Origin of the sequence: Pseudoflavitalea sp. G-6-1-2 (genome assembly GCF_012927185.1) — a bacterium.
GTDB lineage: Bacteria > Bacteroidota > Bacteroidia > Chitinophagales > Chitinophagaceae > Pseudobacter.
This window is the reverse complement of sequence record NZ_JABBGB010000001.1, coordinates 2,159,621-2,182,219: the sequence shown is the minus strand read 5'-3', so window position 1 is coordinate 2,182,219 and position 22,599 is coordinate 2,159,621. Positions and strand designations below refer to the sequence as shown.

18 protein-coding genes are annotated in these 22,599 nt (G+C 47.8%); 9 read left to right on the top strand and 9 right to left on the bottom strand.

Annotated features, from left to right (window positions below; all coding sequences use genetic code 11):
* Positions 1-3: 3 nt before the first annotated feature.
* From HHL16_RS09115 to HHL16_RS09105, 3 genes are all read right to left on the bottom strand, one after another.
* Positions 4-543, bottom strand: coding sequence for a carboxymuconolactone decarboxylase family protein (locus tag HHL16_RS09115; protein ID WP_169424810.1), 540 nt, complete (start codon positions 541-543; stop codon positions 4-6).
* Between the two features lie 166 nt (positions 544-709).
* Positions 710-3,289, bottom strand: coding sequence for a family 20 glycosylhydrolase (locus HHL16_RS09110; RefSeq protein WP_206022306.1), 2,580 nt, complete (start codon positions 3,287-3,289; stop codon positions 710-712).
* Between the two features lie 113 nt (positions 3,290-3,402).
* Positions 3,403-4,347, bottom strand: coding sequence for an NAD-dependent epimerase/dehydratase family protein (locus HHL16_RS09105; RefSeq protein ID WP_169424809.1), 945 nt, complete (start codon positions 4,345-4,347; stop codon positions 3,403-3,405).
* Positions 4,348-4,518: 171 nt separating this feature from the next.
* Here HHL16_RS09105 and HHL16_RS09100 point away from each other — a divergent pair, with 171 nt between their 5' ends.
* The 4 genes from HHL16_RS09100 to HHL16_RS09085 all read left to right on the top strand — a co-directional run bounded on the left by HHL16_RS09100 (position 4,519) and on the right by HHL16_RS09085 (position 9,489).
* On the top strand, positions 4,519-5,073 hold the full coding sequence (locus HHL16_RS09100) for a hypothetical protein (protein WP_169424808.1): 555 nt from the start codon (positions 4,519-4,521) through the stop codon (positions 5,071-5,073).
* A 34-nt stretch (positions 5,074-5,107) separates the two neighbouring features.
* Entirely contained in the window at positions 5,108-5,611 is a 504-nt protein-coding gene (locus HHL16_RS09095) for a hypothetical protein (RefSeq protein WP_169424807.1), read from the top strand.
* Between the two features lie 69 nt (positions 5,612-5,680).
* The gene (locus HHL16_RS25320) at positions 5,681-8,743 is read left to right on the top strand and encodes a sensor histidine kinase (RefSeq protein ID WP_169424806.1); all 3,063 of its coding nucleotides are present in this window, start codon (positions 5,681-5,683) and stop codon (positions 8,741-8,743) included.
* A complete protein-coding gene (locus HHL16_RS09085) occupies positions 8,743-9,489 on the top strand; it encodes a LytTR family DNA-binding domain-containing protein (RefSeq protein WP_169424805.1) in 747 nt (248 codons plus the stop codon). The genes HHL16_RS25320 and HHL16_RS09085 overlap by 1 nt, the downstream gene beginning before the upstream one ends.
* A gap of 17 nt (positions 9,490-9,506) precedes the next feature.
* On the opposite strand, the gene HHL16_RS09080 is transcribed toward HHL16_RS09085, so the two are convergent.
* Both HHL16_RS09080 and HHL16_RS09075 read right to left on the bottom strand, forming a co-directional pair.
* Positions 9,507-10,124, bottom strand: a complete 618-nt coding sequence (locus tag HHL16_RS09080; RefSeq protein WP_169424804.1) for a hypothetical protein — start codon at positions 10,122-10,124, stop codon at positions 9,507-9,509.
* A 136-nt stretch (positions 10,125-10,260) separates the two neighbouring features.
* Complete coding sequence (locus HHL16_RS09075; protein WP_169424803.1) at positions 10,261-12,654, bottom strand: alpha-amylase domain-containing protein; 2,394 nt, start codon at positions 12,652-12,654, stop codon at positions 10,261-10,263.
* A gap of 142 nt (positions 12,655-12,796) precedes the next feature.
* On the opposite strand from HHL16_RS09075, the gene kdsA reads away from it, so the two are divergent.
* Both kdsA and HHL16_RS09065 read left to right on the top strand, forming a co-directional pair.
* Positions 12,797-13,618: a 3-deoxy-8-phosphooctulonate synthase gene (gene kdsA, locus HHL16_RS09070; RefSeq protein ID WP_206022305.1), complete on the top strand. Its 822-nt coding sequence runs from the start codon at positions 12,797-12,799 to the stop codon at positions 13,616-13,618.
* A 157-nt stretch (positions 13,619-13,775) separates the two neighbouring features.
* Entirely contained in the window at positions 13,776-14,117 is a 342-nt protein-coding gene (locus HHL16_RS09065) for a hypothetical protein (RefSeq protein WP_169424802.1), read from the top strand.
* 110 nt (positions 14,118-14,227) lie between these two features.
* Here the strand turns inward: HHL16_RS09065 and HHL16_RS09060 are convergent, their stop codons facing one another.
* The 3 genes from HHL16_RS09060 to HHL16_RS09050 form a co-directional block, all read right to left on the bottom strand.
* Positions 14,228-15,025, bottom strand: a complete 798-nt coding sequence (locus HHL16_RS09060) for a DUF4382 domain-containing protein (protein WP_169424801.1) — start codon at positions 15,023-15,025, stop codon at positions 14,228-14,230.
* Positions 15,026-15,495: 470 nt separating this feature from the next.
* Positions 15,496-16,491 (bottom strand): AraC family transcriptional regulator, encoded by a 996-nt coding sequence (locus HHL16_RS25315; RefSeq protein ID WP_169424800.1) that lies wholly within the window; start codon positions 16,489-16,491, stop codon positions 15,496-15,498.
* Positions 16,492-16,624: 133 nt separating this feature from the next.
* A complete protein-coding gene (locus tag HHL16_RS09050) occupies positions 16,625-16,858 on the bottom strand; it encodes a PspC domain-containing protein (RefSeq protein WP_206022304.1) in 234 nt (77 codons plus the stop codon).
* 156 nt (positions 16,859-17,014) lie between these two features.
* Between HHL16_RS09050 and HHL16_RS09045 the strand changes: the two genes are divergently transcribed.
* The 3 genes from HHL16_RS09045 (at position 17,015) to HHL16_RS09035 (ending at position 21,716) form a co-directional block, all read left to right on the top strand.
* Positions 17,015-19,282 (top strand): aconitate hydratase, encoded by a 2,268-nt coding sequence (locus HHL16_RS09045; protein ID WP_169424798.1) that lies wholly within the window; start codon positions 17,015-17,017, stop codon positions 19,280-19,282.
* Positions 19,283-19,732: 450 nt separating this feature from the next.
* Positions 19,733-20,830 (top strand): M48 family metallopeptidase, encoded by a 1,098-nt coding sequence (locus tag HHL16_RS09040; RefSeq protein WP_169424797.1) that lies wholly within the window; start codon positions 19,733-19,735, stop codon positions 20,828-20,830.
* 112 nt (positions 20,831-20,942) lie between these two features.
* Complete coding sequence (locus HHL16_RS09035; RefSeq protein WP_169424796.1) at positions 20,943-21,716, top strand: M90 family metallopeptidase; 774 nt, start codon at positions 20,943-20,945, stop codon at positions 21,714-21,716.
* Here HHL16_RS09035 and HHL16_RS09030 read toward each other — a convergent pair.
* Positions 21,709-22,590: a bestrophin family protein gene (locus HHL16_RS09030; protein WP_169424795.1), complete on the bottom strand. Its 882-nt coding sequence runs from the start codon at positions 22,588-22,590 to the stop codon at positions 21,709-21,711. The genes HHL16_RS09035 and HHL16_RS09030 overlap by 8 nt on opposite strands.
* Positions 22,591-22,599: the final 9 nt, after the last annotated feature.

Here is a 22,599-nt window from a genome sequence, read left to right as displayed (position 1 = left end):
AAGTTAAGCAAGTGCTGTTTCCGGAAAATCAACAGTTACTGCAGCAGCAATGTTGAAATAATTGGTGAGTACATTCAGGGCAACATGACCAATGATTTCGGCAACACCCGCATCATCGAAGCCAGCGGCTTTTACGGCAGCTACATCGCTGTCGCTTACATTTCCTTTTTTCTCCGTCAACACTTTTGCAAAGGTCAGCGCTGCCTGTATTTTAGCATCAGCTGATCTTCCTCTTTTGGCATCTTCAATGGCATCTCCACTGATATGTACCAGCTTTTCGCCGATAAAGCTGTGCGCCGCATTACAGTATTCACAACCATTCTGATTAGCTACCGTAAGCGCAATCAACTCTCCCAGCTTGGCGCCAAGAACGCCTTCTCCGAGTGAACCACTCAATTGCAGGTAACCGTTCAGCAGGGCCGGTGAGTTACCCATTGTCTTCATCATATTGGGCACCATTCCCAGTTTTGACTGGATGGCATTGAAGAGCTCTTTTGATTTACCGGTTGTTGTTTCAGGATTGGGGACAAATAAACGTGACATATGATTTACTTTTTTGTTTTGGATGTCGATATCGACAACACAAAATTGCTCAAAGACTGCTTGCCGGAACATGGACAAACGACGCCATCACATGCACAAAATTCATCCGTACAAAAAAAGCCCTCTCCAGTGCGGAGAGGGCTCTATATACTCGTGTTTGAAAAGACTATTGATTATTCACTTCAGCTGTTCTGCCACTTCTTCCCCACACGTCGAAAGCTTTTACTTTGATCACAGCTTTCTCAGTAATTGCACCAGTGTACACTTTGCTGTCTGCGTTTGGCTCTTTGCCATTGGTGGTATAACGAAGCGTAAATCCGGGCAACTGAATATTTGCTTTTGCAGCTCCGTTTTCCACAACAAGTCCTGGCGTAGGGATGCGGTAGTTGAATTTGCCAACCCGGTAACCAAGTCTTGGCAGTTCGAGTTTGCCGATGCGGTTTACGAAGTTCGACCAGTCGGCCCAATAGGCAGTCCCAGCCATTGGTTCGGCTTCTGAAGTCCAGGCCGGATCAGCACTCCAGGCACGCTCTGCCACTCCGAATAATTTGGGCAGCAGCATGTATTCCATTTTTTCGGGACTGGTGAGCGTTTCACTCCAAAGCAATCCCTGCACACCCATGATATTCTTTTTGCCGTACTCGGTGAGTCGTTCTTTGTGCTCGAAGAAAGATGCAGGCAGATCGTTGTTGTGTTTATCCTTGCGCGCATTGCGATAGTAATCGTAAGGAATGAACTGCCATGGTTTATCTAGGTCTACGAATCCTCCCCAGTAGTAGCCGGGCTCATCGAAGTTTTTGTAGTAGCTCATATCGAGATACACATTGCTTACAGGAGAGAGCACAACTTCATAACCTGCATTGGCAAGGCGATAGGCGAGGTCTTCTGCTCCCCATCCGAGCATATTGTTCCAGACATCTACCATAAAAGTATCGCGTGCAAAATCGGGATTGGGGATCCAATGCGTTTTGCCATCGAGTTTGGTTTTGCGCATGCCGGCTTCTTCCCAACCGTATGATACGAGACCACGGGCTTTCAGCAGCTCATTGAGTTTGCCGTAGTAGTAATACCAGAGATCGTATGTTTCGTTGAGTGTTGGAACTTTTGCAATCAGATCCTGCGCCATCGGAGATTTTTCCCATGCGCCATTCGGCACTTCATCTCCACCTAAGTGAATGGCGTTGAGCGGAGCGCCTGCTTCTTTGTACAGCGCGATAAAATCATCGAATACACGTGCGAAGAAACGGTACACTCCAGGGTTTGCAGGGTTCATCACATTATCGCGCCATCCCTGAACAGAGCGGTATTCGCTTTTGTCGTTGGGATCGTGGAGCATAAACTCTTCTGCCGCTTCCTTTTTGCCTTCTTTCATCAGGCGCTCGTAGCGTGCTTTCATGCTCACTACTGCTGCGCGTGCGTGGCCGGGTGATTCTATTTCGGGTATCACACGGATATGACGATCATTTGCGTAGCGAAGTATTTCGATGAAATCTGCTTTGGTGTAATATCCGGTGCCGGGTGAATTATTATCAGGGCCGGAAGCGAAGGAGGGCATTAACTGTTTGTTCTCATCGATAGGGAAACCACGGCGGGCACCGATGCTGGTGAGTTCGGGAAGAGAAGGCATTTCGATACGCCATCCTTCATCTTCATGAAAATGCAAATGGAATACGTTCAGTTTGAAGTACGCCATCAGATCGAGTACGCGAAGCACTTCTTCTTTGGAGTGGAAGTTGCGGCCCACATCCAGCATAAAGGCTCTGAAACCGAAGCGGGGTGCGTCTTTCACAGCAACAACGGGGATAACGGCGCTGCCCGGCTTTTTGTGATTGTATGCATCGGCCGGTACCAGAGAAAGCAGTGATTGAATGGCATAGAACGCACCGGCAGCATCTCCTGCCTTCAGCGTGATCTGCTCAGCATTCATATCGATCTCATATGCTTCGGAAGCAAGATCGGTTTTGATGATCTGTATGCCACCGATGGTATCGGGCTTTCCGGCTGATACGCGTGGTTTCTCTCCGAGCAGTTGTATAAGCTTTTCTGCAAGGAAGTTCGCTTCTTTGGCAAATGATGCATCAGCATAGATCGCTTTGATATTGCTGAGGGCAAAGGTTCCACCTGTTTCTTTGTAAGAATTGGGAAGCGGAAAAATTTTGGTGAGGCTTTCAACAGGCAGGTCCTGGATCCTGCTGTTCTGTTTGTAGATATCAGCAGGTGTGGTAAATCCGTACTTGTCGTCGGCATTGCGCTGGATCTGTTTGAGCTGAGTCGCAGGGATAATGCGATAGTCAGCTACAGTAAATCCTTTGGAAGCATCCTGATCGAGCACCCAGAAGAGACCTGCAGGGGCATCGGTGAAATTGATCACCCAATCGCTTCCCACGAAGGGCACTTTTACAGACTGACCGGGTTTCAGTCCTTTAAAAGCAGCGCCGGGTCTGAGTTTGAAGAGATCGCCATTGATGTTTTCGATCACCATATCACCACCCACCGATTCGGGTCTGATGGCACGGGCCATATTGAAATAAAGCGACCATCCTGTGGCAGGAAGGTCGCTTTTTCCCGTATTGGTGAATGTAAAGGCGCTTTGAAATCCTGATTTTCCATTGGCCTGATTGGTAATGATCTCCCACTCTACGCGAACTTTCTGGATAGAGGGGGCATTACTCTTTTTCTGGGCAATGGTGTTGAGCGTCATGAAACAGCAAAGCATGACAGGTAACACAATTCGTAGCATAGGCATGCGAAAGGTTTGTTGGGTTTTTGAAATATACAAGCAGCACAAATCATTATATGTATGTGCTATACATAATCAAATTGTAACCCGGATTCCTGTCGGATTTTACTGAGTCTGCCCTACTTTTTCAGGTTCGCCAGCATGTCGGTAGTCATTTTTGCCAGATCGAACTCGTGCTTCCACCCCCAGTCTTTTCTTGCAACGGAATCATCGATACTCGCGGGCCAGCTGTCTGCGATGGCCTGACGGTAGTCGGGTTTGTAATCGATGGCGAATTCCGGTATATGCTTTTTGATCTCTGCGCCAATCTCTTTCGGAGAGAAACTCATACCCGAAAGGTTGTAAGAGTGGCGAACGTTGATCTTGCTGGCCGGGGCTTCCATCAGTTCGATGGTACCACGGATAGCATCGGGCATATACATCATCGGGAGGTAGGTATCTTCTTTCAGGAAGCTGGTGTACTTCTTTTCTTCCAGTGCTTCGTGATAGATTTCCACGGCATAATCAGTGGTACCACCTCCGGGAGGTGATTTGTAGCTGATCAGTCCGGGATAACGGATACTTCTCACATCCACGCCATAACGCTGGTGGTAATAATTGCACCAGAATTCACCGGCATACTTCGAAATGCCGTACACGGTGGTTGGCTCGATGATCGTTTGCTGAGGGCAGTTTTGCTTTGGAGAAGTGGGACCGAACACAGCGATGCTGCTGGGCCAGTACACTTTGTGGAGCTTCTCCTCGCGGGCAATATCCAACACGTTCAGCAGGCTCTGCATATTGAGATGCCATGCCAGGTTGGGATTCTTCTCTCCGGTAGCTGAGAGAATGGCGGCGAGCAGGTAGATCTGCGTGATGTTCTGACGGATCACCTGCACGTGGAGCATTTCTTTATTCATTACATCCAGGCTCACATAGGGGCCGGAACCTTTCAGAAGGTCGCTCTCTTCTCTAAGGTCGGATGCAATTACATTGGCATTCCCGTAGATCTCGCGCAGGGCCAGGGTAAGCTCTACACCTATCTGGCCGGAGGCGCCAATTACAAGTATCTTTTCTTTCATCATAATGGTACTGTATACTTTACGGGTTCCAAAAGTAAGATGCAGACGATCATCTTCAAAATATATTCATTCTCAGCCATCTGCTAACCCAATTCCGCTGACCACTCATTACGTCTTCTCTACACACTACTCATTCCCTGAAATTTGTAGTTCAGTGAAACCAAATGCCCCTGTATGAAAAAACCAATGACTGTAACGGTGATATGCATACGAATATTTACAATTTATCTTGCAAGCCTGCTCTTTTCCTGCGAAAATATCAATACTGGTCCGGGCGGCCCTCCCCTGCCCGACGAAAAACCGCTACCACAGCCCGTTTCAGCGAGTGTAACTATTTCTTTGAATGGCAAAACACTGGTGAGCTACGAATGCAGAAGTCCGAATGCCGTGATCGACACCGACAGACTGATGATTGAACTGAACAGTACAGATACACGCCACGCTTTCATGGGTTATGTAGGCAACAACCATTCCGGCAACTACCCTTTGAGCGAAAACCAGCAGCAGGGGAAAGCCACTATCAGCATTTATTCCGCCCCCGGCAGGCCGGCAGACAGCATACCAGCCCATCTCACTCCTACAGCGGGTGCGCTGCAATTAAGCGCACTCAACGGCAAAACATGCAGCGGCACATTTTCCGGAACGCTGAAAGATGTAAAAGGCAGGAATTACGCTATCAACGGGCAATTCACCAATATTCCGGTAAGGGCAATCGGAGAAGGGAAATAAAAGCAGCCTTTATTCAAACCATAAAACCTTTGTTATGAGAATCATTCTTTCGATTACAGTTTTCTGTCTGTTTTGCCTTTCATTATCCTGCAAAAAAGGAGATCGGGGAGAGCAAGGGGAACCCGGCATTCCGGGCATCAACGGCAATGCCAATGTAGTGCAGTACAATTTTGGGCAGGCAGATCTGAGAACCGGATATGTTGTTTTCAATATCACTACCACCCAGGACACAGTAGACAATTCACAATGGTATGTCTATTTATTCGAACCAGGCCTGGAACGATGGTATGCACTGCCGGGACAGGGCCTTAGTGGTAATACTACCTACAGGGTAAGCATTGGTTATACGTCCCCCAATGCAAAAATCTACATCGACAGGAACGGTCCGGGAGAACTCTATTCCAAAACCAGAGTAATAAGAGTCTATGCCGGTAAGATCACCAAACTGGGAGTAAGCCCCAATCTTCATAGCCGGGCTGGAATCGATCCATCCGATTATGAAGCAATGCGTAAATTCTACCACCTGCCCGAAAACTGATCAAACGCATATTTTAAGGATCACACCGGAAGCAGTATTTTAATTTTAACTTGCATACAAACTTTACCTGTGAACAGTTCCCGATACTGCATCACGGCTCTTTTCCTGATTGTTTGTCAGCTTGCAGCCGGCAGACAGTCCCCACTTTTTTTCGAGAGCTATACTATGCTCAACGGGCTTTCTCAGAACAGCGGCTATTCCATCACGCAGGACAAACGCGGCTTTATCTGGATGGGCACACAGGAGGGACTTAACCGCTTCGATGGTTACGGCTTCACCACCATCAGACAACCACTGCAACCGGCAGTATCGAATCAGATGGATGCACTGCTCACCGGCTCAGATGGCCGGCTATGGGCAGGCACACCGGATGGACTTTTCTTACTCGACTCCCACAGCAATCAACTGCATGCATTCAGCAATTATTTTCATCAGCCACCTGCATTGATCGATTCGGTAAGCATACTGCAATTGTTTGAAGATGCCTGGCGCAATACATGGATACTCACCCGCTATCATGGTCTCTTCGTTTCGGACCGCGATGGCCGCCTGCAGCATTTCTTTTCCGAGCCCGGCCAGAAAGACCGGCTGGCGGGCATTACAGCCGACAACAAAAAAAGAGTATGGATTGCCGATCTCAATACGCTCTATGTGTACGAACCCGGCATGAAAGCGCCTTCGGTCAGCATCAATCTCACCACTGTTTCTCCCGATAAAACACTGCGAATACGAAGCATCTGCGCCACAGGCGACGAAATCTGGATCGGCACCGCAGAGCAGGGCATTCTCATCTGGAATACCAAAACCGGTGACATCAGAAAGTTTGCTCCCTCACAACAAAACAACGGTATCCATGCTATCACCTGCACGATCATAGACCGGCAGCAACGCATATGGATCGGCACCCGCAATGAAGGACTCTATCGTTACGATCCCGCTACCAGCGAACTGATCCATTGCCAGTACGCAGACGATCAACCCGGATCACTGCGCAAAGATTTTGTACTCTCCCTGTTTGAAGACAGACAAGGACTTATCTGGATTGGCCTCAGTGGCGGCGGCTTCGCCAAATACGATCCTTACAATTCCATCTTCCATACCCTGAGAAAGAATTATCGCAATAACAGTGAGCTCACCGACAATATGCTCTTTTCTCTCTTCAGTAACGGTGATGAACACCTGTACATCGGATCACAGAACGGCGGTGTAGTAAAATGGAATACCAGCCAAAACAGTTTCACCAGCTACAAAGACCTAAGTACTGATGGTGTGATCCATAACACCGTCTACGGAATCGCCGCAGGCGACGAAAACATCCTCTGGCTGGCCACCTGGGGCGGGCTGTGCAAGCTCAACATGGAAGCCGCCCCACAAAAGGCTTTCCAAACATTCTCCACCGGAAAGGATGCCAGCAAAACTTATCTCTACACCGTATTCAGACCGAAGCACAGTCAGCTGTTGCTGGTAAGTGGCATGAACGGCATCTATCAGTTCGACACAGAAAAAGAACAATGGCTCAACTGGATCGATAAAGACAGTCTGCTCCTCTATTCCAAACCTGTAGTACGATGTTTTTATGAAGATGCACAACAGCAGATCTGGATGGGAACCGAAGGCATGGGACTGCTCCGTTATTCTCCTTCACAAAACAAGATTACGGCCATCGAACTTCCGGGCTTGCAGACGAAAAATATCCGAAGCCTCTTCAACGACGGCAATGGTTTTCTCTGGATCGGAACCGATAATGGTTTGGTGCAATATCAGCTATCTGCCAAACAGGTGAAGAAGATCTGGCAAACCGCCGACGGGCTTGCCAACAATGTAGTGTATGGTATTCTGCGCGATCATCAGCACAGGTTGTGGTTAAGTACCAACAACGGCCTCAGTTGTTTCGATGCAGTGCAGAACCGGTTCTTCAATTACGATATGGGCTATGGTTTACCCGGACTGGAATACAATACCTCCTGCTGTTATGCCAGCGTCGAAGGCACTATGTATTTCGGCGGCATCGATGGGCTTACCTGGTTTCATCCGAGCAATGTGCCGGCGGACAAATTCAATCCATCTCCGGTTATCACAGGTTTCTCATTGCTCAACACTACGGAGCAGCCTGAAAACGTGTTGCAGAATCAAACAGCCATCAGTCTGCAGCATACACAGAATTTCTTCAACATAGAATTCTCATCGCTTAATTATTCCCATACTAACAGAACCGTATATGCGTATAAGCTCTCCGGAGTGGACGACAACTGGGTGAACAGCGGTACCCGACGCAGCGCAACCTACACCAAACTTCCGCCCGGCAGGTATGTTTTTCAGGTAAGATCTGCCAATAGTCAGGGTAACTGGAACGCAGATCCGGTAAGCCTTTCCATAACCATCATGCCGGCATTCTGGCAAACCAAATGGTTCATGGCTGCGATACTGCTGCTGGTGATCGCATTCATCTGGTGGCTCATCAGACGCAGGATCAGCAATATCAGAAAGCAGGCAGCACTGCAGCACAAGATCAGTACAACGGAAATGATGGCGCTTCGCGCGCAAATGAATCCTCACTTTATTTTCAATTGCATCAACAGCATCGATGCGCTCATTCAGAGCAACGATAAATACAACGCCACTGTTTACCTGAATAAATTCGCCCGGCTGATCAGGAATATTCTCGACAGTTCCAATCAGCATGTAGTTCCGCTGCAAAAAGATCTCGATACGCTGAGGCTCTATATCGAACTGGAACAACTCCGCAATGAGCACAAATTCATAGCTGAAATAGAAGTGCCGGAAGAATTATTGCAGGACGATGTGAAAGTGCCGCCACTGATTATTCAGCCATATGCAGAGAATGCCATTCTTCACGGATTGCGCAACAGGCCAGGCAATAACGGGCATCTCAGGATCAGTTTATTCCGCGTTGGAGATCAGCTGCATTACGTGATCGAAGACAATGGCGTAGGCCGCAATGCAGCCATTACGGCCATTCGCAGGGAGAACGCTTCGTACGGAATGGCTATGAGCCGCGACAGAGTGAAGCTGTTCAACAAAGAAACCGATGCCTCCGTGCAGATCACAGATTTAGAAGAAGACGATCAGCCCGCAGGCACCCGCATTGAAGTACAATTAAAAATTCAATAATGCTATCCGCCATTATTATTGACGATGAATTGAAAGGCAGGATCGCCCTCCGCCAGAAACTGCAGGATTATTGTCCGGAAGTTACTGTAACCGGCGAAGCCGGCGATGGAGAAGAAGGCATTGCCCTCATTCAGCAGCTGAAGCCGCAGATCATCTTCCTCGATATTGAAATGCCGCGTATGGATGGATTTGCGATGTTGCGGAAATTGTCTGAGCAGAAATTCCATCTGGTGTTTACCACGGCATATGATCAGTATGCGATCAAGGCAATAAGGTTTTCGGCATTCGACTATCTGCTCAAACCAGTGGATATAGAAGAACTGAGAACAACAGTACAGAAAATTGCAGCAGCAGAATCGCAATCGGAAACATCGCGCAAACTGCAGGTACTGGCCGATAATCTTCAGAAGAATAACCCGCTCAATAAACTGGCCATTCCAACGCTGGAGGGATTGCTGTTCTTCAATATCGAAGACATCATTCATCTCGAAGCGCACAGCAATTACACGGTGATCTATTTCAAAGACCAGCCGAAACTAACTGCCAGCCGAACTTTGAAAGAGTTTGAAGAGTTGCTTCCGCAGGAAGTGTTTTTCAGGCCGCATCACTCGCATATCATAAATCTGAAATACCTAAAGCGTTATATCAAAGGAGATGGCGGGCAGATTGAAATGCAGAATGGGAATTATGTAGATGTGGCGCGCCGAAAGAAAGAAGAGTTTCTGCAAAGGATTTCTCTGAGATGAACGTTTAGAGAAATCGATTATTTAAGCGTTAATGCTTCAATTTTCAGGTCAAGATATTTAGGTAACTCAATTTTCCCATATCCCAGGAATATTGTTCTTCTAAGCTGGTCGTCAATCCATTCAAACTGGTATTTTGATGTGAGTTCATCAACGTGCTCTGGCTTTAATCTCGCTTTCAAAATCTTTAACTTAAGGTCCATTGAATATCCATTATAATCATAAGAAACAATGTTTCTTGGTACAGGGCAAACGTCAACAACCGAATCGTTATATCGAAGCACTGCAATCAATATTGTAGCACCATTACTATCTACTTTAATTCTGGAGGGGTAAACTTTAAGTCCACCAATCTTTTTAGATAGCTCTCCGGATTCAGTTACTGCAACTTTCAATTCAGTTTCACTAATCTCAATATTATCCGCTATACCTGCGCCTGTACTACCGCCCGAACTCGCACCTGTTGAGCTGTAGGAATAGGAACTTCCGCTTCCATCTCCTGCATTGTAGTGACGGGTATGTGAGCGAACAAAAGTTCCATCCTTCCTGAAATAACTTCTTACAGTGGTTGTTTTTCTTTGTCCTATTGCAAAGAGGCAAACAAGTACTGAAACAAGCGTCAATAAAGTCAGTTTCATAAACCAGTAATTTGTATTAGGAATAGCGCCGAAAGTAGGGGATTCCACTTACTAACTTCTACCGTTTTTTCACCCAATCTTTCTAAATAAAAAGCCGCCCGCTTTGCGGACGGCCAGGGAAAGGCTGATGCTGAAATCAGTTATTATTTCCTACCATTATTTTCTTCGTTTCTGTTCCCTTGTTTCCGGTGAGCCGGAGCAGGTACATGCCCGATGCCAATCCGCTACTATTCCAGTCTGCATAATGTTTTCCTGCTGTCAGATTTTGCTGCAGTAATGTCTGCACGCGTTGTCCATTCAGGTTATAAACTTCCAATGTGGTATAGCTACCTGCAGTGAGCGTGAAACTGATGCGGCTTGTATTGCGCACCGGTACCGGGTTTCCGGAGAGCTCATAACTGATGGCTGACACTTCCGATGGCGGTGCAACTATTGCCATCGGGTTGGTGGCTGTGCTGGCTACCTTCGGTGCTGTATAAGTTACTTTCACAAAAACATGCTGCGCAGGATTGGCTGCGTTTGTATTCTTCACCCTCACTTCGTATGTACCTGTGGAACCGGGTGTGTAACTGAGTGTGAGATTTCCTGTACCACTTACTGTCTGTACCTGTGTTCCTGTGCTGTTGTACAAATTTATAGTGAGATTGGGTGTAGTGTTGGAAGGATAGAGGTTCACTGTGATGCTCTTTCCAGATTCAGCGAATATCTTCCCCACGTTGCGCAGTGCAGTGGAGCTTGCCGGTAATGCACCGCCCTGCTGCAATGAGCTGGCATGTGAGTCGCCGAGATCATTGTTCATCTCCCATTCCTGGGTGGTGCTACGTTGTGCAGGAGCAAATCCTCCGCTGATACCTGCGGGTCCCCAGATGCTGTAGCCACGGCGTATGTTGCTGCCATCGCAGGGTGGTACGTAGATGGTGGCTTTGCCGGTGGCGTCCGTCCAGATATCGGAGGCGTTGGCGCCGGAGTAATCGTGCAATTGTTTGTTTGGGCCGAAATCGGTTTGGATGGTGGCACTCTGCCAGGTGCTCCAGTTATCATTTACGCCGATGATGGCGTAGCTGTTTTCGGGTCCGGCTTTGTAGCCTCTTTCGATGATGAGCAGGTCGTTGGCCTGCCAGCGAACTTTGTAAGCTCCTTTTTTGAAGTTGAGTTTCTGGTGGCACCAGATGATGTTTACGATATCATCGCGCAATGGCAGATCGGTTGCACTGGTGGGCTGATGCGTGTATCGTTTGCCGGTGTTTCCTACATTGAAAAGATCTTCAAAGAATACCTGCGGCGAGCCGTCCACTGCGAACGCGATGGCATATGCTGCCGAGAGCCTGCCATCGAAGGGATCGATATGCCCGCCACCGAGTTCATTGCCGCTGTCCCATCCGGTGTAGTTGCCGTTGGCATCTTTGGTGGGACGGAACGTATCGTGGTTGTTCACGAAAGGAACCGTTCTGAAACGATTGGTTTGTTGTGAGCCGGGAATATTGGCGAGGTTGTAACCGCCACCGCCGCTCACCATATTTTTGAGTTCCTGCCGGAGACTGAAATCGAAAGTACCCACGAGGTCTTCGCTTCCTCCATTGCTTGTTTTTACATTGTTGATCCAGGTATCGAGATCGGTGGCGCTACCCACATATTCACCTACTGCAAACATATTGGCGCCACCATTGGCCCAGCTGGCGTTGTACTTAACATTCCAGAGGAAATCCTGCATGGCCCATGGCTCGAAATGTTTCACGGCATCGAAGCGGAAGCCGTCTGCTCCGGTTTGTTTTTTCATCCATACCAGCCAGTCGCGGGCGCCATTTCGCATATGGTTGCTGGTTTGTACGGGGTTGTAGGTGGCGTTGGAGCTTTGGCCATATGCACCGGAATAGTAGCAGATATCCGGACCAAAGAATGCGCCGCACAAATCTCCTGAGTTGCAGTTATGATCGGTGTTTGCGTGGAAGTTGGGCCAGTTCTTTGGCCATCTGCCGGAGCGGGCGAGATAGTTGACGGAGGTTTCTGAACTGGCAGGTGTGGCATAACTGACGTACCGGAAATTCTTGTAGAGATTGCCATCGCTGTTGCCGCTGGCGAGTGGATCCTGTCCGCCATCGCCAGTGGCAGAACCGGCATTATCCATATGATTGAACACTACATCCTGCACCACATCCATTCCGTTGGCGTGCATTACGGCGATCATGCGAAGCAGTTCATTCTTATTGCCCATTCTGGTTTTGAGACTGCCCTTCTGGTATTTGTCGCCCAGATCGTACTGATCGAATGGCGAATATCCGTTGCTGTTAGTGCCGGCATTTTTGATGCTGGGCGGTATCCAAACAGCATCGATACCTATGTCGCGCAAGCGCGGTGCGAGGTCGGCCAGATAATTGCTCCAGCCATTGTTGTAGTTGTTGTTCCAGTAGTCCCACCAGAAACCTTGCAGCACTACTTTCCCGTTCCAGGGATTCTGTGCCTGCAGGCTCGCAGAGATGAGCAGTACCAGTATCCATGCCCATTTCAGGCAGGCAGTGTACAGTTTTTTCATACAGCAATCAATTTTGAAGTGATAAGGTATTTATTACTTAGTGTATAATTTACACATAATTGGAACAAATCACAAATTCCTTTAACATGGGGTTGGGAATCACCTGATTATGGCATGAAAAATTGGTCGTATCTTTGCGCCCATGGAAAAAATGTTAAAAGACCTGTTTGCCGGTCAGCAGTACGACGAGAACAATTTCTTCCTGATCGCGGGCCCCTGTGTGGTGGAAAGTGAGGAGTTATTGATGGAGGTAGCCGACAAAGTATCGGGCATCTGCAGAAACCTGGGCATCCCTTATATTTTCAAAGCATCTTACCGCAAAGCCAACCGCACCAGCGCCAGTTCTTTTACCGGCCTTGGCGACGAAACCGCTATGCAGTTGCTGAAGAAAACCGGTGAAAAATACAAGCTCCCTGTTACTTCAGATATTCATGCGCATGAAGAAGCGGCGATCGCTGCAAAATACATCGATGTATTGCAGATCCCTGCCTTCCTTTGCCGTCAGACCGATCTGCTGGTTGCTGCAGCAGAGACCGGAAAGATCGTGAATGTGAAGAAAGGACAGTTCCTCAGCGGACCTTCCATGAAGTTTGCAGCTGAAAAGATCCGTCAGGCAGGAAACGATAAAGTGATACTCACCGATCGTGGCAATACTTTCGGTTATCAGGATCTGATAGTCGACTACCGCAATATTCCCTGGATGAAGGAACACGGCGCACCTGTGGTGATGGACTGTACCCACAGCCTCCAGCAACCGAACCAGACGAGTGGCATTACCGGCGGAAATCCACAGCTGATCGGCACTATTGCCAAGGCTGCGATTGCAACCGGAGCCGATGGTCTGTTCATCGAAACACACCCCAATCCGGCAGTTGCCAAGTCTGATGGCGCCAATATGCTGAAGCTCGATCTGCTGGAACCATTGCTCGAAAAGCTGGTGAAGCTGAGAAAAGCGGTGATTTAACCGAACAGACAGATTATCAACAACATAACTCAATATGGGCGGATATGGCATCCGCCCATATTGTATTTTTAGATAAAGTAAAACTCCCGGATTCATAATAAGGTTGATTGGATGGCCGGTATTTTCGCTATCCATTTTCCATTAAAAACCTTATGCAATGAAAAATTATTGCTTGCCTTGGATGGCGGTTGCGACCTCCGTTACATTCACAGCCTATAACCTCCCCTCGCCCAAACACAGTCCCCACAAAGAACCGTCGAATATCACGCTTATTTATGTTGAAGGTCCGCAATCTCTGCGCACCAGTTATTTCCAGATTGAAGGATTTTCATCCTGTAATGGTTCAGCAAAGCTTTGTGCCATCCAGGTAACGGATGAAGACGGAGATGCAGAAATTTCGCCGTCGGAATTCAGCAGGCAGTTCAGAATGATGGATACCAACAGCAATCTTTCGCTGGATGATGAATCCACTTCATTGCTATTGCAGAAGAAGAATTGAGCAGAATGCACGTCCGGCATACAGGCGAAGATTCACCATCAGAACAAAAACTGAAACGATAAAAAAATGGCTGCCTTTGGGCAGCCATTTCCATTTGCAACCTATGCTTATCATTTATGCACCAACTTTACCGTATCGAGTTTTGTAACTACACCAGTTGCAACCATCACCCCAACTTTGGTTTGGCCCAGGTAGTTGGCAGTATCTGTTGGCAGAAAACCTACTGAGTAAGCGCCTGCGTTCAGGCCTCTGATCTGATAATTGCCAATAGTGTCTGTGAAAGTGCCTGCCAGGGTATCGGTACCCTGAATGGCAAACACGGCTGTGCGGAAAGAGCGTGGCTGAACATTACCGGCAATGCTTCCGCCGGCTGCTTTCAGCACGGTTCTGATCACTGGTTTCAGAATGTATTTTCCGTTACCTGTATGCACTACTGAACGTGCAGCGTCGAAGTCCATCAGCAGCGTGTAGAGAATACCTGCGGCTACATCCTGATGGATATTCAGTTTCAGGCCGCTTTGCTGTGCGCTCGGAGTCTGAAGCGGGGATTCCACTCCATTTACAACAATGCTGTTGCGGGGTCCGAGAATCAGGCGGATTTGCTGAACACGGCCTGCGGGAATAAAGGCATTCACCAGCAGTGTGTCTTTATCGTTTACAAGATCGAGCAGATTGTAAATTCCTTTTTGTACGCCGGGAAGACTTTGCCAGCCTTTGTCGTCGTTGCCGGTTACGTTGATCTGAATGTCTACCAGATCAATTTTTACTGCGTCGAAGTCTCCGGGAGCGTCCGTGAGGCGCACTTCCAATCGCGCAGACTGTTGTGGCATGGAATCGGAGTCATTACAGGAGGTAATCAATACGGTTGATAAAATAAGCAGGGAGGCACTGAAAAAAAGCTTTTTCATAATGTGGGTTTTAAAAATGGACTAACGCCTTTTCAAGTCCAAAATTATGCCATATTTAACTAAATTACACTTTGTTCGAAGTTGATTTTCAATTAGATGAATTTCATCTTTTCTTCATCTTCGGGTTGTATGAGATAAAAAGCGGGCCATTCAAATGCCCAAAAATCATTGGCTTACGCATGGGATTTTGTGTAGATTTCTTCGAAATAAAAAAGCCCCGCATGCATCGGGGCTGATTTATTTTCAATGAGTTTTCGTAGGTATATTTTCCGTTTTCCCAGGGTTGGGATGGGGTCAAGGCTTTTCAAAGCTCTCATGGATCAAAAACGGGACTTCCTTGCGATTTTTCGTGGATTTTCTCTCGGTGTTTCTTGTTCCGCAAAGCTACCACGCGATACCGGTAATGGTTATCTGTAACCGTCACAGGACCATCTGCAACGTGTATTACCCGGTTAAAATTATTTTAATATCTAGGCCGATTTCGACAAAAGCCTGCTGGGCAATACGCCAAAGGCCTTCTTAAAGGCGATTGTGAAATTGCTGAGGTTGGCATAGCCGAGTTCCATGGCTACTTCCTTCACAGAGAATTTGCCTGTAAGCAGTTTATCCTGCGCGGCCTGCATCCTTGCTTTCTGATAGTATTCATAGATGGGAGATCCGTACATCACTTTAAAATCTTTCTTCAGTTTCGATTCGCTGATCGACACCATTTTGGCCAGTTGTGATATGGGAGGCGGACTCTGGTAAATATCTTTGGTGAGAATATCTTCTACCTGCATTACGCGGTTGATGTCTTCCTGCGAGAGCGGCACCCTGAAAGTAGGGTTGTGCATTTTTTCGTATATGATGGCAAAGAACCTTTCCACCATCAGCATTATTCGGTTTTGGATGATGGTGAGCCGAAGGGGATTATCCTGCTCCACATCCATCACGGCCTGCATCCACTGGCGGAATTTATTGTCGAGCGGCACTATATTGATATTCTCCGCTTTCAATGAAATGTAGGTGGACAGCACGTTCTCGGCCGTTTCGAGATCGAGGTACTTTGCCAGCCACTCCTTATTGAAGAGGATGGCCACACCAAGATAAGTGGTGCCTTTGGTACTGTAGTAGCTCCAGTCGAACATGGAACTGGTGAGATAGGCCATCGACTTGCTGGTATTGATGTCTTTCACTTTGTCTTCGTCGATGGTTACTACCAGTGTACCGGGCACCGTTAGCATATCTATCCGGAGGGTGTAATACTCTTCGGAGATCTTTTTGCGGTGAATGAGCCAGTCGTCGGTAAGTACACAGTTGATGATGGTGGCTTCCAGTCCGTTCGGAAGTTCCACAAACGTAAACGTGCCATTGGCCGTATCCTGCGGAAACTGAACTTCGTTGTTGATAACGGGCACATTGAGGCGTTCGCCCACATGATGCAGGAACGCTTCATAATTGGTATGAGTGTAATCGAGATGGAACACCTGCAAAGTATTTTAGTGATGCAGCTACGGTGCAATATCAGAGCAGCCTAACTTCAATTAAAACATAACAGAGCCAGCAAGCGAAAATTCTATTTCAGAACAAGACAGTAACAGAATATGAAACCCGAAGGGATCATTGGTATTTCAGCGGGTTACGACGACCGGATAAGATATACCGTTTCATATTCATCCAGAAAGCTAAAACAAAATACACAATTAATGGAGAACCCATTGTAAGAAATGATATGTAAACGAACCAGGTGCGGATACGGGTGGCAGCAATTCCAAGTCTGTCACCCATGGCAGTGCATACGCCGAAAGCCTGCCACTCGATAAATTGTCTGAATCGGTTCACTGGAATTAACATTTGTTAGCGAAAAATGTTCTGGCACCTTCACCCAGGGGTTTGGTTCACACCACTAAATTAAAAAATATAAAACAAAATGTACAACCCTCAGGTTATTTTGATAAGGCATTTTTTAGGTAAATTCGCAGCACTTTCCGTAAATCTAAATAATTAATCATGGTCTTTGATCTGGACTTAATCAAGAAATTGTACGCAGGCCTCCCCTCAAAAGTGGAAGCTGCGCGCAAACTGACAGGTACGCCGCTGACGCTGGCTGAGAAAATTCTATATGCGCATTTGTATGAACCCGCCGCCAAAGCGTACACAAGGGGAAAGGATTATGTGGATTTCGCACCCGATCGCGTTGCGATGCAGGACGCTACCGCCCAGATGGCCCTGCTCCAATTCATGACCTGTGGCCGCGACAAAGTAGCCGTTCCATCTACCGTTCACTGTGATCACCTGATTCAGGCTAAAACCGGTGCCACAGAAGATTTGAAGAATGCCCTGAACGTAAATAAAGAAGTATACGACTTCCTGAGCTCTATCTCCAATAAATATGGTATCGGCTTCTGGAAAGCCGGTGCCGGCATCATTCACCAGGTGGTGATCGAGAACTACGCGTTCCCCGGTGGTATGATGATCGGAACAGACTCCCACACCCCCAATGCGGGCGGTCTCGGTATGGTTGCCATCGGTGTTGGTGGCGCTGATGCTGTGGACGTTATGGCCGGCCTGGCATGGGAACTGAAAATGCCTAAGCTCATCGGTGTTAAACTCACCGGCAAACTGAGCGGATGGGCTTCTCCCAAAGATGTAATCCTCCGCGTGGCAGGTATCCTTACTGTAAAAGGTGGTACCGGCGCTATTGTTGAATATTTCGGTGAAGGTGCCGACAGCCTTTCCGCTACCGGTAAAGGAACTATCTGTAACATGGGTGCCGAGATCGGTGCAACCTGCTCTCTCTTCGCTTACGACGAGAAAATGGCAGAGTACCTCCGCGCTACAGGCCGTACCGAAGTGGCTGATCTGGCCAACGGCGTTCGCGAACACCTCCGCCCCGACGAAGCTGTGTACGCAAACCCTGAGAAATACTACGATCAACTGATCGAGATCGACCTCAATACACTGGAGCCACACGTAAACGGACCATTCACTCCGGATCTCGCATGGCCTATCAGCAAATTTGCTGAAGCCGTTAAAGCCAACAACTGGCCTGAGCGTCTGGAAGTGGCCCTCATCGGAAGCTGCACCAACTCTTCTTATGAAGATATCAGCCGCTCCGCTTCTCTGGCAGAGCAGGCTATCAAAAAGAACCTGAAAGCAAAGGCCGAGTTCACTATCACTCCCGGTTCTGAACTGGTTAGACATACTATCGAAAGAGACGGATTCCTGAAGACCTTCGATCAGATCGGCGGCGTAGTACTCGCTAACGCCTGCGGTCCCTGTATCGGTCAATGGGCACGTCATATCGACGATCCAAACCGCAAGAACTCCATCATCACTTCTTTCAACAGAAACTTCGCCAAGCGTAACGACGGTCTGGCTTCTACCCACGCATTCGTAGCATCACCTGAAATCGTGACTGCTTTCGCGATCGCAGGAGACCTTACTTTCAACCCGCTGAAAGATAAACTGAAGAACGAAGACGGACAGGAAGTAATGCTCGACGAGCCAACCGGCGTTGAACTTCCTCCAAAAGGATTTTCTGTAGACGATCCCGGTTATCAGGCACCTGCAGCCGATGGCAGCGGTGTTCAGGTAATTGTGAGCCCCGAGTCTCAGCGTCTGCAACTGCTCGCTCCTTTCGCAGCATGGGAAGGCACCGACCTGAAAGGCCTGCGTCTGCTGATCAAAGCAAAAGGAAAATGTACTACCGACCATATCTCTATGGCTGGTCCATGGTTGAAGTTCCGCGGTCACCTCGACAATATCAGCAACAACATGCTGATCGGCGCTGTGAACTTCTACAACGAGAAAACAGATAACGTGAAGAACGAGCTGACCGGAGAATACGGTCCTGTTCCTGCTACGCAGCGCGCTTACAAAGCAGCCGGTATCGGAACAGTTGTGGTAGGTGATGAGAACTATGGAGAGGGCAGCAGCCGCGAGCACGCAGCGATGGAGCCACGTCACCTCGGTGTTCGTGCCATCATTGTACGCAGCTTTGCACGTATCCACGAGACCAACCTCAAAAAGCAGGGTATGCTGGCGCTTACCTTCAACGATAAAGCAGATTACGATAAGATTCAGGAAGATGATGTGATTGAACTGAATGGTCTTACCACTTTCGCTCCGGGTTCTACCATTACGATGGTGCTGAACCACAAAGACGGAAGCAAAGATTCTGTGGTGCTGAATCATACGTACAATGAGCAGCAGATCGAATGGTTCAAAGCCGGTGGTGCATTGAACGTGATCCGCGCTTCATTTGCTAAAAAATAGTGTTGATCATTTTTAGTTGTGAGGGCCGCCTGAGAAGGGCGGCCCTTTTTTTGTGCGACCGATACATAGACAGGCAGTTCGCTCTTCAGCAATCACCGCATAAGAAAAATAAGTTTTGAGTAATGGTTTCCACACTGTGTAAAAAATTTAATAGTAACCACGTATACTATTCCCGTAGTTCTACGCGAATGCAAACATGCAATACGATGTAGCTTGCCCCTGCATTATTTCAAATGCATTAGCTATTAAACCTAATCTTGTTCCACCCCTCCGGCAATGTCCGTTGCCGGTATGCGGATCAGTTACAGGTGGGGAATTTCCCGCAGACAGGGTGGATGTTTTTTCGGTGTAACAAACCTTGAAACGATTGATCCGACTATGGTTACGGCCGGTTCAATCTTCAAGGTTTTGTTTTTTGTACTTTAGCGGATCATCAGCATCGAATTAACAATGATCACTACCTATTCCGCAACATACCATAGCCCCGACAAGCAGCAATATTTAGCCACCATCATCTTATCTTCTGTTACACTCACCGTGCAATACACTGATGAAGAAGGCAACCAAAAGGAGATACATTGGCTCGGCGACGATATTCAACAACTCGAAACACGCGCAGACGACTCCTACTATTTACATCATCAATCTAAGCAGGGAGAGGTCTCCATACTGCATTTCAGAGATCCGAAATTATTTCAGGCCATCAGAAAGAATTTCCGCCACCAGAAATTCGTCGGCAATATGCCTGCACGCGCCATGAACAGCTTCTTCAGCAAGTTCCTGGTAATGGTATCCATCTTCATCGGTCTCTTTCTCATCGGTTACTGGTGGCTCGCGCCATGGCTCGGCGAACGAATGGCCTCCGGCATTTCAAAAGATACAGAGATCTCCATCGGAAAAAAGATGTACGAATCCATCTCCATGGGCGAAAAGATCGACACAGGCAGAACAAAACTGATCAATGAATTTTACAAACAACTCAATTATAAAACCACGTATCCCATCGAGATCACAGTGGTATCGAGCCCTGAAGTAAATGCCTTCGCTATTCCCGGCGGACACATCGTTGTGTACGATGCCATTCTCGATAATATGAAAACTCCCGAAGAACTCGCTGCACTGCTGGGGCACGAAGTTTCCCATATCGAACTCCGTCATTCACTGAAAAATATTTCCCGCACACTCGCTCGGCAGATGTTCCTGTCGCTGGTGTTGGGCAGCGAATCTGGTTTCACTTCCGTTCTGGTCGAACATGCAGACAACCTGAAAGGACTGGAATATTCGCGTGAACTCGAAACCGAATCCGACAACAATGGCATCAGACTGATGCACGAAAGCCATATCAACACCGAAGGAATGTCGAACCTGATGACCTTGCTGCAAAAATCTACCGGCGGAAAAGACAACACCCTGAACTTCCTCAGCACTCACCCGGTGTTTGAAAAGCGCATTGCAAACATCAAAGAACAATTGAAAAAATATGTGCCTGCTCCTACAGAAAATGTTGAAATAAAAAATACTTTTCATGCGCTTTACGAGACTTTCTAACTGATGGGCCACCGCCTGCCTGCTTCGTTAAATCAACGATAACACCAACGTTCCTGCATTCGCCTTTCCGGATATTCGTTATATTCGGTACCACTAATTCTGAATCATCATCATGACGCCCATATACATCCTCATCGGCATTGCAGCCATTTGCTTCTTTCTCTGGACCTACAAGCCAGTAAAGAAAAAACCCGTTGAACTCACCGGTCCGGATAATGATATTCTTGCAAACCATGTTCGTTATTATCAGCGGCTCGACGATGCCGGCAAGCAACGGTTCCGCGAAAAGGTAGGCAGCTTTCTCGCCAATGTGCGCATAGAGGGTGTAGGTGCAACCATTGAAGAACGCGACAGAATCTATGTAGCCGCCAGCGCCGTGATCCCCATCTTCGGATTTCCGGAATGGGAGTACCGCAATCTTACCGATGTGCTGATCTATCCCGATACCTTCAACACCGATTATCAATTCGAAGGGAACAACCGATCTATACTCGGCATGGTAGGCAGCGGCCCGATGAACGGCAAGATGATTCTCTCACAACGCGCGCTCCGTGAAGGTTTCGAGGTAACCAACGACAAGAACAATACCGCCATTCACGAATTTGTTCACCTGCTCGACAAATCGGATGGCTCTGTGGATGGCATTCCCGAAAACCTGCTCGCGCATCAGTATACCATCCCCTGGCTGAATCTGATGAAAGAACAGATCGAAGAGATCAGAAAGAACCGTTCGGACATCAACCCATATGGAGCTTCCGACAAAAGTGAATTCTTTGCCGTGATCTCCGAATACTTTTTCGAGCGGCCCGAACTGCTCAAAGAAAAACATCCTGATTTATACGAATACCTGGAAATGATCTTCAAACAGGATCCTGCTGTCAGCTGAAGATCTCTCCCACATGCTTCTTGATATTCTCTGAAATTTTCTGCGTTGGAAGGTCGTTGGCATCATCGCCGAAAGGATCTTCAATTTCTTCTGCAATCAGTTCGAGACTGGCCAGCACATAGAAAATAAATGCTACCACAGGAATGGTGAGATAACCCAGGCTGAACACAAAGCTCAGCGGCAACGTCATCACATAAAAGAAAATGAATTTCTTGAGGAATACGCTATAGGAGAATGGAATGGGAGTATTCTTGATCCGTTCGCAGGCGCCGCACACATCGGTAAACGTTTGCAATTCCTGATTGATCACTATCAGCTGATCGCCTTTGATACGTCCCTGCTCGTAGAGGCGGGTGATTCTTTTGTACAGCAGTGATGCGATCTGATTGGGCAAATGTTTGCTGCTGTCCAGCTGCGCTATCTCGTGGTGCTCTTCCGTATCGAGCGCCAGCCTTGTTTGTTCGCTTTGCAGGTGACGGCTGAGAACGGCTGCATACATCGGTATCACACGACGGAAAAACTTCTTATCATCATCTTCCGCAGGGCCCAGTATGGCGTTGAGTTTGATAGAAAGATTGCGGCTGCTGTTCACCAATGCTCCCCACAGTTTTCTTCCTTCCCACCAGCGATCGTACGCAGTGTTGGTGCGGAATACCAGCAGCATGGAGATCACAAAACTCAGCAGGGTATTCATCATGGAGATATTCTTCATGTGATTGTTCTCCGCCAGTTTGAACACATTCAATTCGAGATAAGCGATGAGCGCGCAGTATACAGATATTCCCAGAATGAGGGGTATGAGTTTTCTCAGTGTATCGGCCTTATGAAAACGGAACACGAAGGTGAACCAGTCTTTAGGATTATAAGTGATCATGGTACAAAA